Annotated in this window: 9 protein-coding genes and 1 pseudogene; 4 read left to right on the forward strand and 6 right to left on the reverse strand. The window is 35.2% G+C overall.

Annotated features, from left to right (window positions below; all coding sequences use genetic code 11):
* Positions 1-185 precede the first annotated feature (185 nt).
* From A3SG_RS0113945 to A3SG_RS19960, 3 genes and pseudogenes are all read right to left on the reverse strand, one after another.
* Positions 186-1238 carry a proline iminopeptidase-family hydrolase gene (locus A3SG_RS0113945; protein ID WP_016990627.1) on the reverse strand — a complete coding sequence of 351 codons (1053 nt, stop codon included), beginning with the start codon at positions 1236-1238 and terminating at the stop codon, positions 186-188.
* A 45-nt stretch (positions 1239-1283) separates the two neighbouring features.
* Positions 1284-3059, reverse strand: coding sequence for an AMP-dependent synthetase/ligase (locus A3SG_RS0113950; RefSeq protein ID WP_016990628.1), 1776 nt, complete (start codon positions 3057-3059; stop codon positions 1284-1286).
* Positions 3060-3355: 296 nt separating this feature from the next.
* Positions 3356-5179, reverse strand: a pseudogene (locus tag A3SG_RS19960) (AMP-dependent synthetase/ligase).
* 536 nt (positions 5180-5715) lie between these two features.
* On the opposite strand from A3SG_RS19960, the gene A3SG_RS0113985 reads away from it, so the two are divergent.
* Together A3SG_RS0113985 and A3SG_RS0113990 are read left to right on the forward strand one after the other, a co-directional pair.
* On the forward strand, positions 5716-5934 hold the full coding sequence (locus A3SG_RS0113985; protein ID WP_016990635.1) for a hypothetical protein: 219 nt from the start codon (positions 5716-5718) through the stop codon (positions 5932-5934).
* Between the two features lie 129 nt (positions 5935-6063).
* A complete protein-coding gene (locus tag A3SG_RS0113990) occupies positions 6064-6306 on the forward strand; it encodes a hypothetical protein (protein ID WP_016990636.1) in 243 nt (80 codons plus the stop codon).
* A gap of 837 nt (positions 6307-7143) precedes the next feature.
* On the opposite strand, the gene A3SG_RS21665 is transcribed toward A3SG_RS0113990, so the two are convergent.
* On the reverse strand, positions 7144-7311 hold the full coding sequence (locus A3SG_RS21665; RefSeq protein WP_016990638.1) for a hypothetical protein: 168 nt from the start codon (positions 7309-7311) through the stop codon (positions 7144-7146).
* A gap of 238 nt (positions 7312-7549) precedes the next feature.
* Between A3SG_RS21665 and A3SG_RS0114005 the strand changes: the two genes are divergently transcribed.
* Both A3SG_RS0114005 and A3SG_RS0114015 read left to right on the forward strand, forming a co-directional pair.
* Positions 7550-7738, forward strand: a complete 189-nt coding sequence (locus A3SG_RS0114005) for a hypothetical protein (RefSeq protein ID WP_016990639.1) — start codon at positions 7550-7552, stop codon at positions 7736-7738.
* A gap of 135 nt (positions 7739-7873) precedes the next feature.
* Positions 7874-8824 carry an NAD(P)H-dependent flavin oxidoreductase gene (locus A3SG_RS0114015; protein ID WP_016990641.1) on the forward strand — a complete coding sequence of 317 codons (951 nt, stop codon included), beginning with the start codon at positions 7874-7876 and terminating at the stop codon, positions 8822-8824.
* A 361-nt stretch (positions 8825-9185) separates the two neighbouring features.
* On the opposite strand, the gene purL is transcribed toward A3SG_RS0114015, so the two are convergent.
* Positions 9186-12842, reverse strand: coding sequence for a phosphoribosylformylglycinamidine synthase (purL, locus tag A3SG_RS0114020; protein ID WP_016990642.1), 3657 nt, complete (start codon positions 12840-12842; stop codon positions 9186-9188).
* A 782-nt stretch (positions 12843-13624) separates the two neighbouring features.
* On the reverse strand, positions 13625-15394 hold the full coding sequence (locus A3SG_RS0114030; RefSeq protein WP_016990644.1) for an endonuclease: 1770 nt from the start codon (positions 15392-15394) through the stop codon (positions 13625-13627).
* Between the last annotated feature and the right edge of the window lie 32 nt (positions 15395-15426).

Genomic DNA, 15426 nt, shown 5'->3' on the forward strand with positions numbered 1-15426 from the left:
TCTATTATAAGAATATCGATAGGAATAAAAATAATTAATAAAGCAGTAGAAAACGAAAAAAAAAATCCGAATAGTCGATAGAAAAGTGCGACTTAAAATAGTAGGATTGACCGGGTATTTCTTATATACCGAAAAAAAAGCTGCTATATGCAGGAGGGTTGGAAAAGTTAGCGGTACTATTTGTTTTATCCTTTTTTAAAAGTACCGCTGTCCACGTCTTTTAAAAACTTTATTAGACCAGTAAAATATGTTTTTTGGTCATCATATTGTGAAAGATGACTTCCGTTTGGGCAAAATAGAAACCGTCCGTTTTGGACTTCGTTAGCTATCCATTTCATGTGCGCCGGATCCATTGTATCATATTTAGAACCGATTGCCAATGTAGGTACAGTTATTGTTTTTAGTCTGTCTTTTACATCCCAATTTTTAAGTGACGCATTTCCGGTAATGCCAAATTCACTATGCCCTTGCATAAAAACATAGACATTAGGGTTGATGTGCTCGAAACAGCGGTTAATGGATTCCGGCCATTCTTCCAATGGTTTTCTCAGAATGTGTTCTGTATAATAATATTTGAAAAGCAGTTCGATATACTTTGGATTATCAAAATCGTCATTTTTCTCCATTTCCTGCAGTTCTTTCAATATTGTAGAGTCCATTTGTGGAGCAAGAACTTCTTGTGCATAGGTATTGTATTCCGGAATGCTAGCCATCATATTGGATATAATCAACCCTTTTAGATTTTTTTGGTATTTTAGAGCATACTCCATAGCCAGGATACCGCCCCAGGATTGACCTAAAACATAAAAGTTCGAACTGTCAGCACCTAATGCGATTCGGACTTGTTCAACTTCCTCAACGAAGCGTTCGTTCGTCCATAAACTGTCATCATCAGGCTGATCACTGTAGTAGGATCCTAATTGATCGTAATAAATGTATTCTATACTTTCGTTCGGAAAGTAACCGTCAAAACATTCGTATAATTCGTGCGTTAATCCAGGTCCACCATGAAGTAATAGTACCTTAATTTTAGGGTTATTACCTACGGTCTTTGTCCACACTTTAAAGGTGCCTTTTGGTGTAGTAATCGGGATCATTTTGATGCCTCCCGTAAACTGATCGTCGCGTTTAGAAAAATCTAAATAGTTTGCTTTAATTGAATCCTCCCCTTTCTTTTGTGCACAATTGGAAAATAATAAAATACTTAATAGAGAATAAAACAGGATTTTTAGTTTCATGATTACTGTATTTATTAGTTATAATTATAAAGATAGAGGGATGTACTAATTGTAGATTTTATGGAATAAATCAATGTATTTTTCCATAACTAATTTTCTTTTTAGCTTAAGTGTTGGTGTCAGCTGACCACCTTCAATCGACCAAACATCGGGTGTCAGTTCAAAACGCTTGATTTTTTCCCAATTACCAAATTTTTTATTTAATAGATCAATTTCTTCCTGAATTCTTGCAATTACCTTGTCGTTTGAAACAATTGCCTCATTAGTGTTTCCTACGTCTATCTTATGGATAACGGCCCATTCTTTAATGAAATTAAAATCAAGTTGTATGAATGCTCCTGGCATTTTTTGTCCGTCCCCTATCACCATAATTTCCGCTATGAAGCGAGATTGCTTCATCGTGTTTTCAATAAGTTGCGGTGCAATATATTTTCCTCCGGAAGTTTTGAAGATTTCTTTCTTACGGTCCGTAATTTTTAAGAAACCGTCTTCATCAAAAACTCCTATATCACCGGTATGGAAATAACCATCAACAATGACTTCGCTTGTTAATTTTTCGTCTTTATAATACCCTATCATTACATTAGGTCCTTTACAAAGGATCTCTCCGTCTTGGGCAATTTTAACTTCTACATTATCAATTACTTTTCCAACGGTTCCAACTCTGAAACCTCCATTTCTCACATCATTTACTGATATAACGGGTGAAGTTTCGGTTAAACCGTATCCTTCCATTACAGGTATTCCGGCTGCAGCAAATATGCGTGTTAATCTAGGTTGTAACGCAGCACTTCCAGAAACCATTAAATCTAAGTTGCCGCCCAATCCTTCTTTCCATTTACTAAAAATTAATTTCCGAGCAATTTTAAGTTGCATTTCATACCATAGCCCATTTGCACCATAAGGTTCGTATACTAATCCCAGTTCAATTGCCCAAAAGAACAATTTCTTTTTAATCCCTGTTAATTCTGCTCCTTTGGCGAATATTTTATCATATACTTTTTCAATAAGTCTTGGAACGACTGTTATTACCGTGGGCTTTACTTCTTTTATGTTATCACTAATTTTCTCAATAGATTCGCCAAAATAAATCGAAACACCATAGTATTGGTGTAAATATAATATCATTCTTTCAAAAATATGACAAACAGGAAGAAAGCTTAATGCCGTACTTTTTCCAGCTTCAAATGGAATCCTTTTTGAGCTGTTGAGTACGTCAGATACAATATTGTCGTGAGAAAGCATTACGCCTTTCGGTCGTCCAGTTGTCCCCGATGTATAAATGATAGTGGCTAAATCATCAGGTTTTACCAGACTTTTGCTGTTTTCAACATCATTTTGATTGTCTTGGTTTTCACCAAGAGTGAGTAGTTCTTTCCAGTTTTTACACCCTTCAATATGGTCAAAAGAAAAGACTTCTTTTAGATTGGGAACTTTATCTTTTATTAAATTTACCTTTTGAAGTATTTCCGCATCAGACACAAAACAATATATAGCCTCTGAGTGGTTCAAGATGTATTCATAATCATGTTCTGTAATTGTTGGATAAATGGGGATGTTTTGTGCTCCAGTTTGTAGAATACCAATATCCATAATATTCCACTCCGTTCTGTTGCTGGAAGAAATAATGGCGATTTTATCGTTTTTTTTAATACCCATTTGCAAGAGCGCTCTCGAAACTGCATTGGCTTGAGCAATATATTCTTGTGTAGACGTTTTTATCCAAACTCCATTCTGTTTGGTATTTAAAGCATCGGGAATTGAAGTGTATTTATCTTGTTGATAATAAGGAAAATCAAAGAGTCTGGTTATTGGCGTCATAATTCGAAGGTTGAATTTTGTCGCAAATTAAATAAAAAATGACAATAACTTCGATTTTAAAATCTATTATTTAAATATTATTACTGATTTATTAGCATTTTACGAAAACGATTTCTTCAAACGGAGTTTAAAAGCTTGATTATAAGTAAAAAGAGTGTCAGAAGTGATCGCTGCCCTTTTCTTAACAATGATTACCTTCAGGTCTTTATAGCGCAACGTTTAGGTATTTTTGTACTCTTAAAGCTGATTTAAAGCGCAATACCACTAAATATATCCGTTTATTTTTCATCTTGCTATTATTTCACGTAGTAAATGTTAGTATTTTTAAATTTAAAAGTCAGTAAATAACTGCATATTTTCTGGTACTGATCCTTGTAGAGCTCTTTGATAATTTTTCTTTGGAGTTTCAGTGTAGGAGTCAATTGTCCGCCATCAATCGACCAAACATCTGACGTCAATTCAAATCGTTTAATTTTTTCCCAACTTCCAAACTTTTCATTCAAACTGTCAATATCCCTTTGAATACGTTCCAATACTTTTTCATGAACCACATTTTCGATGTTGGTTTTTCCAATATCCATTTTATGGATAGCAGCCCATTCTCTGAGGAATTCAAAATTAAGTTGAATAAATGCTACCGGCATTTTTTGGCCTTCTCCTATGACCATAATCTGTTCTATAAAACGGGATTGTTTCATTGTGTTTTCTATTAATTGTGGGGCTATATACTTTCCTCCAGAGGTTTTGAATATTTCTTTCTTGCGTCCCGTGATTTTTAAGAAGCCGTCTTTTTCTTAGGTTCCAATGTCGCCGGTATGGAAATAACTGTCAATAAGGACTTCATTAGGTAGCTTTTCTTCTTTAAAATAACCCATCATCACGTTAGGTCCTTTGCAAAGTATATCTCCGTCTTCGGCAATTTTAAGTGCTACAAACTCAATTAATTTCCCTATCGTTCCTAGTCTGAAGCCTTTATTTTTTAAATTATTTGCTGAAATTACTGGAGAGGTTTCTGTTAAACCATAGCCCTCCAACATTGGAATTTCTGCTGCTGCAAAAATACGCGTTAACCTTGGCTGCAAGGCAGCCCTACCCGTAACTATGAGTTCGAGATTCCCACTTAATCCTTCTTTCCATTTGCTGAAAATTAATTGGCGTGCGACTTTAAGTTGCAATTCATACCATAAATCGTTGGTGCCGAAGGGCTCAAATTGCAAGCCTAAAGCTATAGCCCAAAAGAAAAGCTTCTTTTTGATTCCGGTCAGTTCCTTTCCTTTGGCATCAATTTTATCATATACCTTTTCTACAAGTCGTGGTACTGCGGTAATCATTGTTGGTTTTACTTCTTTAAGATTATCACTTATTTTTTCTATGGATTCCCCAAAATAAACGGAAAAACCATAATATAGATATAGATATAAAGCAGTTCATTCAAAAATATGACAGACAGTTAGAAAGCTCAGCGCTTTTCCTTTTCCGGCGGGGAACGGAATTAAATGAACAATACCGTGGACATTAGAAACAAGATTCTGATGTGATAGCATAACCCCTTTTGGTGTTCCGGTTGTTCCGGAAGTGTGGATAATAGTAGCCAAATCTTGCGGTAGTACTTTTTCCTTTCTTTCTTCAAGTTTATTTTGTTCGCTTTGGTTTTTTCCACGAAGAAGTAATTCTGACCAATTTATACAGCCCTCTATTTCATCGAAGCAGTACACTTCTTTTAGAGTTGGAACTTTATCTCGTATTGAATTTAGTTTTTGAAGTACTGCCAGATCATATACAAAACACTAAGTTGCACCAGAATTATTCAGTACATAGGCGTAATCTTCTACCGTGATTGTAGGGTAGATGGGTACATTTATGGCACCCGTCTGCAGAATACCAATGTCCATAATACTCCATTCCGTTTTGTTGTTAGTAGAAATCATCGCGATTTTATTGTCTTTCTGAATTTCCATTCGCAAGAGTGCCCTGGAGATAGCATTGGCTTTCTAAATAAATTCTTCAGTTGCAGTTTTTTCCCAAACGCTATTTTTCTTTGTTACAAAAGCATCTGGTATTGAAGTGTGTTTTTCTAGCTGATTATACGGAAAATCGAAAATTCGAGTTACAGATGTCATGATAGAATGTTTAATGTTATTACGAAATAGTTAAAATAAAATAATAAATACTTTTTTATTTACATTACTTAACATAATTTACATAATTTAATATTCTAAAAGAATAGTATTGCCCCGTCCATAGTTCATTTCACTTCTTCTCTAAGCGTACGTCGTTTCTTTTGTATAATTAGTCATTTTTATTTTTTTAAAGGTTTGATGATCTCTAAATTAATATAAAGTACCTAGAAAGGCCGAGGTTTTGAGTACTGCAATCCTTTGAAGTAATTCTCTAAAACATAGATTGTAGCTTTAAAGAAATTTTGGGGTACTATTCTGCCTTTTCAAAGCGTTTTTGGGTTAAAACTAGCATTTGCAGATATGTCAGGCAGTTGGTTGTTTTTGTATCGGTACAAGATAATACTAACTAAGATGATGAATAAAATGAAAAAAGCAGTAATAACGGTTATTGTGGGGAAAGTTTCGTCAAATAAGCACAAAAGGAGGCTAACTGTACTATTCCTGTTGATTGACCTGCTATCACTACAGTTCAAGTCATGAATAAAGCCTTTGTTCGTGGAAACGAGAATAAGGTTGCTGGCTATTTAGCTGATAAATTAAACTTTTTTGACGGCAGCAATAAAGAAGAGGAAGGGAGTGATAAAGCTTCTTTTTTAAAAAGTGTCGAAAACTTAAAAGATAATATAGATTATGAGAGTATCAAATGTTCGTCAGGTTCTTATTTCGACACATTAGAACCTACCAATGACCGATAAAAAGGCTTTATTCGGGTACACAGACTTGGGAAAATGGTAAAGGGGGTGCACAGAAGAACTGGCCTAGATACGGACAAGCCCATGCAATGATTATTCGTAGTCAATAAAGGGAACAAAATAAAATCAATAATGAAGTATTCAAACGCAGGTGTTAGAAATGAAGTTAGCGATAGTTTTAGTGTCATAAAAAACAGAATTAGATGCAATCATGATGACTATAGTAACAAAGTAAGGGTAATGGTTCCAACATTTGAAAACAAAAAGCAAGGAAAAGCCGATTGGTTTTATAGCAAAAAGGCAAGCTTTATAAATAGTAATACGGCTCGAGATGAAATATGTCTGGTACTGGACCAAATGAAAGAATTAGATTAAAAAAGGATACAACAATTTGACATTAAAGTATGTACCTGGGTATCCTGATTATTTAAATTATGAAATTGGAGACGCTAGATTAGTAAACTCCTGATGGAATTGTAACATGACGAGAAAATGGGACGGTAAAAAAAATTGTCACGCCAGTTCCTTTACTAACACTTTTAATAGGGAGGGGATGATTAACGATGAAATAAAGTAGTATAATGACGAGCCACAATAAAAAATAAATAGCAGATAGAAAAATTATATTTTTCTATGAAAGTTAATAGAGGCCATCTTTTAGAGAAGGTTTCTCTATTTTTAAAAGTAACGCAAGAATAGTTCCATCTAAAATACAGTGAAGCCAAATTACGTTTGCCTGCGGTCAGAATTTAGATAGTGCTTGGTTAGATAGTAGATATTCACTCCTAAAATAAAGGCATTCGTTATGATAATAGGCCAAGAGATAGCTAGCATAATCCCGTAAATGATAAAAACTATTGCTCCGATTGAATTTATTATACGGAATGTATTGAAATTTTTCATCAAAAATGAAATCATCAATATTAATGATGCCAAATAACCGACCCAGTCTGTGAAAGAAATAGCAGCCATTTTTTTTACTAAAATAAAAAAAGTATTCCGTAATTTCTAAATATAAATAGCTGCAAAGTATTGTAAAAAAACAACTTAGCTAGTTTGTCAAAGATTTTAGTAGGTAAAAGCAACTGAAATTAAGACTAAACCTACATTTGATTTTGATCAAAGATGCAATTATAAGTTCATTAATCAACGGAATAGTAATTAAGAGAAGCTGTAGATAAGTATTGTAAATAATAAACCTATGATTAATTATTACGTATAGCTGGAATAATAAATAGCTTTTTGCACGACTTTATAAATTCTAATTTTGCTGTCCGTAGAAGTAGTTTGATAGGTTCGAATAATGACATCAAGAACAGATTCGATTTCTAATTTTGCGTTACTGTAAGTAACCAAGCGCTGCCCGAGTTCGATACTCATTAATTCGTTTTATAAAAGTATGAGCTAATCCTCTTTCTTTTCTAAACTGAGCTTTTTTATTTAAATATCACTAAAAGTGGGTATTGTCTTAAACAGTCGTTTCATTTACCTTTAGCGATCAAAGAATGAAAGTTTAGGCATTCCTCAAGTAGGCGCTATGGATAAATTTAGGCACTACTACTGAGGAATTTTCAGGTTTTTATTGACACTATGAGTTAGCAACTAAATAAAAAACAAGATGACAAATTCAGAAAAAATCAGAAAAGTGAATGAAATGCTTATTGAGGTAATTAAAGACGAAGAATATCAAATTGAGAGTTCTTTAATCGGTCTAAAGGATGTTGTTTTAAGTATCGTTGCCGATTATTGGTTAACCATAAGGGAACCTGAAATTTTTATGGATAACGCTGAAGTTAACATAGATTAATTCCCGTAGAGCTAGTATTAATTTTTTCGTTGAAATAGGTTATTTCTGCTTGAATTATTGCTTTTGTTTTACTTTGTAAATAGTAGGCGTGCATAGTATATTTAGCTATATTTGCTCGAATTAAAACTTAAAGTAATGATAAAGCCTACGTTAACTTCCCTTTTAAATATTGATCAACCACTGATAATTGCCCCTATGTTTTTGGTTTCAAATACTAAAATGGTAATTGAAGGAATGAAATCGGGTGTGGCGGGTTGCATACCAGCCTTAAATTATCGCACATTAGAGGAATTGCGCGCTTCCATTATTGAACTTAAGGCAGCTAAAGTGAAAGGAGGTAGTTTCGGTTATAATTTAATCGTGAACAAATCAAATATCAAATACAAGGATCAATTGGAAGTTTTATGCGCCGAAAAAGTAGATTTTATCATCACTTCCTTAGGATCACCAGAAGAAACCATTAAGGCAGCACATAAAGTGGGAATTAAAGTTTTTTGCGATGTTACTGATTTGGCTTTCGCCAAAAAAGTGGAAAGCTTGGGTGCTGACGCCTTAATAGCAGTGAACAACTTGGCTGGAGGGCATAGGGGAAATCTGGCTCCTGAAGAATTGATTAAAGAGCTGAATTTGAATACCGGGTTACCTGTTATTTCTGCTGGTGGGGTGAGTACTAAATCGGGTTTAGACAAAATGTTAAGTTATGGTGCAGTTGGGGTATCTGTAGGGAGCCCTTTTATAGCCTCATTTGAGTCGGGGGTGTCAGAGGAATACAAACAAGCCTGTGTTGATTATGGAGCCAAAGATATTGTTCTGACGGAGAAAATATCAGGGACGCCATGTACAGTGATTAACACACCTTACATTCAAAAAGTGGGTACGAAACAAACGTGGTTAGAAAGTACTTTAAATAAAAATAAAACCTTGAAAAAGTGGGTAAAGATGATTCGATACGTAATGGGTTCCAATGCTGTTACTAAAGCGGCAACTGAAGTTACTTATAAAACGGTTTGGGTTGCAGGTCCTACTATCGAAAACACGAATGCCATACGACCAGTTACTGCAATAGTTGATACTATAACGGTGTAATATTATATTTTATTCGGGTTGCTATCCATGACTTAAACTATCAATAATTCACGTTATTGTTGTGTTTAATACAAACTTATTTGCTGGATTCATCATACTCTTTGTCAAAGTTTTAAACTTTGACAAAGAGTATCGCTATCTTAAATGATTAATAAAAGGTTTGAATTATGTTGAATTAGACCCCTTTTTTTTGCGTGAAGGATAGCAGCGGAAATCCTCTCTCGTCTCGTTGTTAAAAATAGACGAGAGAGATTGTAGCGTATAGCCTGACCCTTGTGGTCACGCACAAAGCACTATAATTTAATCCAATAAGAAAAGCGCTCTCTTTTGAGAACGCTTTTCTTAAATAAGTAACTAAACTTTATTTTTTGTCAATCCATTTTTTTGCATTTACAAAGGCTTCATGCCAAGGGGAAACTTCGTCGTTTCTATCCTTTGGATAATGCGCCCAATTCCATTGAAATGTAGAACGCTCGATGTGTGGCATCATTACAAGGTGACGACCTGAAGTGTCACATAACATGGCGGTGTTGAAATCAGAACCATTCGGATTTGCCGGATAACCTTCATACCCGTATTTAGCCACGATATTGTAATTTTCTTCGCCCATAGGCAAGTTGAATTTACCTTCTCCATGTGAAACCCAAACGCCTAAAGTGCTTCCTGCTAATGAAGACAGCATCACTGATTTATTTTCTTGTACCGTTACCGAAGTAAAGATGCTTTCGTGTTTGTGACTTTCGTTGTGCAACATTTTTCCATGTATTTCATGCTCTGGATTAATTACTTCCAGTTCCATAAACAACTGACAACCGTTACAAATTCCTACTGACAGAGTATCTTCCCGTTTGAAGAAGTTTTTCAAGGCTGTATTTGCTTTTTCGTTGTATTTAAAAGCTCCCGCCCAACCTTTGGCTGAACCTAATACATCCGAATTTGAGAATCCACCTACAGCTCCAATAAATTGAATGTCTTCTAATGTCTCACGACCTGAAATCAAATCGGTCATGTGAACGTCTTTTACATCAAAACCAGCAAGGAACATGGCGTTTGCCATTTCGCGTTCCGAGTTGCTTCCTTTTTCACGGATAATAGCTGCTTTTGGACGTGGTGTAGATCTGTCGATTACTGGCTTTTTTCCTGTAAAATGCGTTGGGAAAGTGTATTTTAAAGGTTGGTTTTTGTAATTATCAAAACGCGCTTGTGCGGTTCCATTTTTAGATTGCTTATGGTCTAATAAAAATGAGGTTTTAAACCAAGTGTCTCGCAAACTCGCAACATTCAACTTTAAATCTCCAAGGTCTAAAATTCCAGAAGATCGAACTGTTCCTATTTTGAAAAATTCAACTTCATTTTTATTTAATTTATCTTCAAGAATGGCATCATTTTTAGCTTGGAACACAATTCCGATATTCTCTGCAAACAAATATTTAATCATGTCTTTTTCTTCGAAAACAGAGAAATCAATTGTAGCTCCTAAATTGTTATTGGCAAAACACATTTCTAATAAAGTTGTAATTAAACCACCACTTCCTATGTCGTGTCCTGCAAGAATATTGTCTTCCAATATTAATTCCTGAATAGTATTGAAAGCTCTTTTGAAAAAGGCAGCATCTTTAATTGTTGGTGCGTCTTTACCTATTGTGTTCAATGTTTGTGCAAATGAAGAACCACCTAGTTTGTACTCATCTTGCGATAAATTAATATAATATATTGAACCACCGTCTTTTTGAAGTACAGGTTCTACCACTTTTTTAACATCAGTACAATTTCCTCCTGCAGTAATGATAACCGTTCCCGGCGCAATTACTTCGTCATTTGGATATTTTTGTTTCATTGAAAGGGAATCTTTGCCTGTTGGAATGTTGATCCCCAATTCGATTGCAAAATTCGAACAACTTTCTACTGCGGCATACAAACGAGCATCTTCGCCTTCGTTTTTACAAGCCCACATCCAGTTTGCCGACAGTGAAATTCCGTCCAAGCCGTCTTTGATAGGCGCCCAAACAATATTCGATAATGCCTCAGCAATGGCGGTTCTACTTCCTGCAACAGGATCAAGCAAAGCGGCCACGGGCGAATGCCCGATAGAAGTGGCAATTCCCTCTTTTCCATTATAATCCAAAGCCATTACACCACAGTTATTCAACGGCAATTGCAATGGACCTGCAGTTTGTTGTTTGGCTACTTTACCACCCACACAACGGTCTACTTTATTTGTCAACCAGTCTTTACAAGCTACTGCTTCTAATTGAAGCACTTGCTCTAAATAAGTTGAAATCTTATCTATTGAATAATTTAAATCAGCATATTTTCTGTCGATGGTCGTATCCGTCATGACCACTTTTGGAGAACTTCCAAAAAAGTCTTCCAAAGCAAAATACCATTGGCTTAGCCCCCGTACGTTTTTGTATTCGAAAGTAAAACGATGGTCTCCCGTCACGTCACCTATTTGGTACATTGGTGCGCGCTCTCTATCAGCAATTTTTTGTAAGGTATCAATGTCTTTTTGACCAATAACTAATCCCATTCTTTCTTGAGACTCGTTACCGATGATTTCTTTTGCCGAAAGGGTAGGGTCACCCACAGGTAATTTGTCCAGGTCAATTAAACCTCCAGTATCTTCTACTAGTTCTGATAGACAGTTTAAGTGTCCTCCAGCACCGTGATCGTGAATGGATACGATGGGGTTTTCATTGCTTTCTACTAATCCACGAATGGCATTAGCAACTCTTTTTTGCATTTCTGGGTTCGAACGTTGGATGGCATTTAATTCGATACCAGAGCTAAAAGCACCTGTATCTGCAGAAGAAACCGCAGCTCCGCCCATTCCGATTCTATAATTTTCTCCACCTAGGATAACGATTTTATCTCCCGTTTGTGGTATTTTCTTAATGGCTTGCTCTAATTTTCCGTAACCAATTCCCCCCGCTTGCATAATTACTTTGTCGAAACCTAATTTGCGAGCATCTTCTTCGTGTTCAAAAGTCAGAACAGAACCTGTAATAAGCGGTTGTCCGAATTTGTTTCCAAAATCAGAGGCTCCGTTAGAGGCTTTGATTAAAATATCCATCGGAGTTTGGTACAGCCATTTTCTTTCGGCCATTCCGTTTTCCCAAGGTCTGTTTTCTTCTAATCGAGAATAGGAAGTCATGAAAACGGCCGTTCCTGCCATAGGTAATGAACCTTGTCCACCTGCTAAACGATCCCGAATTTCCCCTCCTGAACCGGTCGCGGCGCCGTTGAAAGGTTCTACAGTGGTTGGGAAATTATGTGTTTCTGCTTTTAAGGAAATAACCGAATCAAATTCTGTTACTTGATAAAAGTCAGGTTTGTCTGCGCTTTTTGGAGCAAATTGTTGGACGCGAGGCCCTTTTACAAAAGCCACATTATCTTTATAGGCTGAAACGATATCATTAGGGTTTTCTAACGATGTTTTCTTAATCATTTTGAATAAAGAAGATTCTTTTTCGACCCCATCGATAACAAATTTCCCATTAAAAATCTTGTGACGACAGTGCTCTGAATTGGCTTGCGAGAAACCAAAGATTTCAGAGTCGGTTAGTTTTCTACCTATTTTAACAGCCAAGTTATCAAGGTATTTCACTTCTTCAGGGCTTAAAGACAGTCCTTCTTGTTTGTTGTATGCTGCAATATCATCAATATCTAAAATTGGTTCTGGTGCGATATCAATGGTAAAAATCGTTTGATTTAACTCGGAGTATTTTTGCGAAAGCATAGGATCAAAATCTGCGGCAGCAGCTGTAGAATAATGAAATTCCTCAATCCTGATGATTCCTGAAATCGCCATATTTTGGGTAATTTCAACGGCATTAGTACTCCAAGGAGTGATCATAGCGGCACGGGGACCAACAAAAAAATCCGTCAGTACGGATTTTTCAATTTTATGAGAGTCGGCAAAAAGCCAGTTCAGTTTAGAAATATCTTGAGCCGAAATTTCGCCTTGCGTTTGTACTGCAAAAATTGCGTTGCTTTGGTTTTCAAAGAAATGGATCATTGTTGTGTAGTTTGTTGTATTACAGTGCAAATTTAGTCTAAAAAAACAGCAACAACAAGCGTAAAAAACGACTTTTTAAAAAGGGGTTTTTAATAATATATAGTGACTAATGATCTATTATATAGCTAGTAGAAGTCAAGGTTTAGATTGAAGAAAGTATTATTTTAGTAATCAGTTTTAATTTGTAATGTCAAAAAAATAGTAAAGCTACCCTGTTTAAAGTTGCAGATGTTTTGTATGTCAACGGACATATAAGGCGGTAATAGTAAATAAAAAACTAAAAAAAATAAGACTACTTATTTTTGATTTTAATTGATTTTTTGGAGGTTATAAAAGAAGTGTACGTATTCAGAATTTCAACAAAATGGTTTGATTTTGGGATTGTTAATATTGTAAATTCAGCATGTGAGGACAAACGGATTCATAGATTTCGTTTTATTGGTGTAAGATGTATTTTTAATGAAAAAGGAAATATTAGTAGTTTTGATAGTCCAAAATGTAATCGTCAGATTATCCAAGAGTGAACAACTTACTAACTGTCATTTTAAATCATTGAGAAAAGTGTTTTTAATTATCTAATCTACTCTTGTGATTCTTACAAAGCAGTTATCTCCGTTATGAAAGTAGCTTGATATGACTTCCCATTAGTGATGTTTACAAAGTTTTTAGGCAGTTGCTTTTTATTAAAAATTTAAATAATTTATTTGTTATCGAATTTAGAGCAACACTAAAAAAAGCGGCAATTTTGTCCGCTTTTTCTAATAATTAATTCACTTTGAAGATTAATTTATAATTAATTTTTTAGATAGTGACTTTGAGTTTTCTGTCACTTTAACTATGTAACCTCCAATTGGAAGATTAGTTATAATTGCAGAGGAACTGTTATTGTATTCATTTTCAAAAACTTTTTGTCCTACTACTGAAAAGACTTGAACAGTACGTTTTTCAATTGAATTAGTAAAATTTATTTTTACGTTTCCATTCGATGGATTTGGATAGATAGTGAAACTTTTTCCGTCTAATTCATTTACCACAAGTGTAGAAGCACATGTCCAAGAAAGATCGTCAAATTTCACGCGGTTTGATGTTGAACTGTTTCCAGTTATGCTTATCACTACATTTCCAGTTACGTTTATTCCAGATATTGTTGTTGTAGTTGCGGTAGTGCTATAAGGTATAGACCCAACTTCATTTCCATTTACATTAAGTTTAAAAGTCCCTGCTGATCCACTAAAAGTAAGTTGAGTAGTAACTGTTAAATCCATGATGCCATTAGGTACAACAGATGATGTTAGTGATCCATTTCTTACTGTTATTGCTCTTAAATTTAGTGTTTGATCGGTACGAGAATCAGTCGCGGACCATGTAATTCCTGCGTTAGTCCATGTTTGCGTAGCATAAGAACTTGTACTGGAAGGAATAGTTTGAAAATCTTCAGCTGCACAAGAAGTTGTTCCTGCAGCTGGCGCTTTAGTAGTTCCTGTGACTGTGTTGCTAGGCGCTGATGAATTTCTTTCAGCATCTCTTGTTACAAGATAAAAGGAATAAGTAGTAGATGCAGCTAAACCGTTTACTGTAGCACTTAATCCAGTTTCTGTAGATTTTAAAGTACCGTTTACATATAGGTCATAACCGGTAACAGCAACATTATCGTTTGCGGCTCCCCAAGATAAAGTAGCTGAGTTTGATGCAGTAGTAGTTACTGTTAGATTAGTTGCAGCAGTAGGGGCTTCTGTATCGACTGTCTCAATTTTCCAAATAGCACTCACATATTCAGGTTTGTCGATATAAGGATTTCTGTTATTTTGTCTTGTGTAAATAGCATTGTTACGGGCTATTTCTCTTGGACTTACGGGGTCTTGATTGTGCCAAGCTAACAGCTGATTTAAAAAAGCTGTGGTGAACACCTTGTTAGTAGAATTATTAAACATGCCATAATTATAGCCGGCAACTTTATTTTCATAACGTGTGGCAAAGTAAAAATACATTCTGGCAATATCTCCTTTGAACTCATCAATTGGTTCAAAAACTGGACCTGTATAACCTGCTGTTGTACTCGCTCCAATTTTACTTCCATTAAGACTAGTTTCTGTTGGAATAGTAACAACTGAATGAGGGTAGTTGGATCTGATTCCGTTCACCTTTCCATCTGTAGGTACAATAAAATGAGCATCAGAAACCATTGGGGATTCCTTATTAAATACAGATTGCGGTATAATGTGTTCTCTATTATAACAATCACCTTCATTAGTGTAACTACCACATCTTTGAGTAGCTGTGATACTGTAATTGTATGGATCAACACCTGCTGGATTTTCCGAATACATATCTAAAACAGAATTGTCATTTTCATAGTATTTATCGATATCCGAAGTTTCGTAGGTGACATAAAGTCCTGCATAATCTTGTACGGTATGATCCTTAATGATATTGTATAATTGAGTTTTCAAGGTGTAACCACTTCCTGTTGCGTTGTTGTAATATCCTGCAGGTACTTGTGCAAAACCTGCCGTAAAAACAAATAAAAAGAGTAATGAGTAGATTTGTTTCATAGTGTAATAATGGATTATTTTTTAAAAAAAAA

This window comes from Flavobacterium sp. ACAM 123, from assembly GCF_000264055.1.
GTDB lineage: Bacteria > Bacteroidota > Bacteroidia > Flavobacteriales > Flavobacteriaceae > Flavobacterium.

Coding starts and splice junctions, on each gene's coding strand:
- A3SG_RS0113945 (WP_016990627.1), bottom strand. CDS start 1,238: ATGAAACTAAAAATCCTGTTTTATTCTCTATTAAGTATTTTATTATTT.
- A3SG_RS0114030 (WP_016990644.1), bottom strand. CDS start 15,394: ATGAAACAAATCTACTCATTACTCTTTTTATTTGTTTTTACGGCAGGT.
- A3SG_RS21665 (WP_016990638.1), bottom strand. CDS start 7,311: ATGAGTATCGAACTCGGGCAGCGCTTGGTTACTTACAGTAACGCAAAA.
- purL (WP_016990642.1), bottom strand. CDS start 12,842: ATGATCCATTTCTTTGAAAACCAAAGCAACGCAATTTTTGCAGTACAA.
- A3SG_RS0114005 (WP_016990639.1), top strand. CDS start 7,550: ATGACAAATTCAGAAAAAATCAGAAAAGTGAATGAAATGCTTATTGAG.
- A3SG_RS0113950 (WP_016990628.1), bottom strand. CDS start 3,059: ATGACGCCAATAACCAGACTCTTTGATTTTCCTTATTATCAACAAGAT.
- A3SG_RS0113985 (WP_016990635.1), top strand. CDS start 5,716: ATGAATAAAGCCTTTGTTCGTGGAAACGAGAATAAGGTTGCTGGCTAT.
- A3SG_RS0113990 (WP_016990636.1), top strand. CDS start 6,064: ATGAAGTATTCAAACGCAGGTGTTAGAAATGAAGTTAGCGATAGTTTT.
- A3SG_RS0114015 (WP_016990641.1), top strand. CDS start 7,874: ATGATAAAGCCTACGTTAACTTCCCTTTTAAATATTGATCAACCACTG.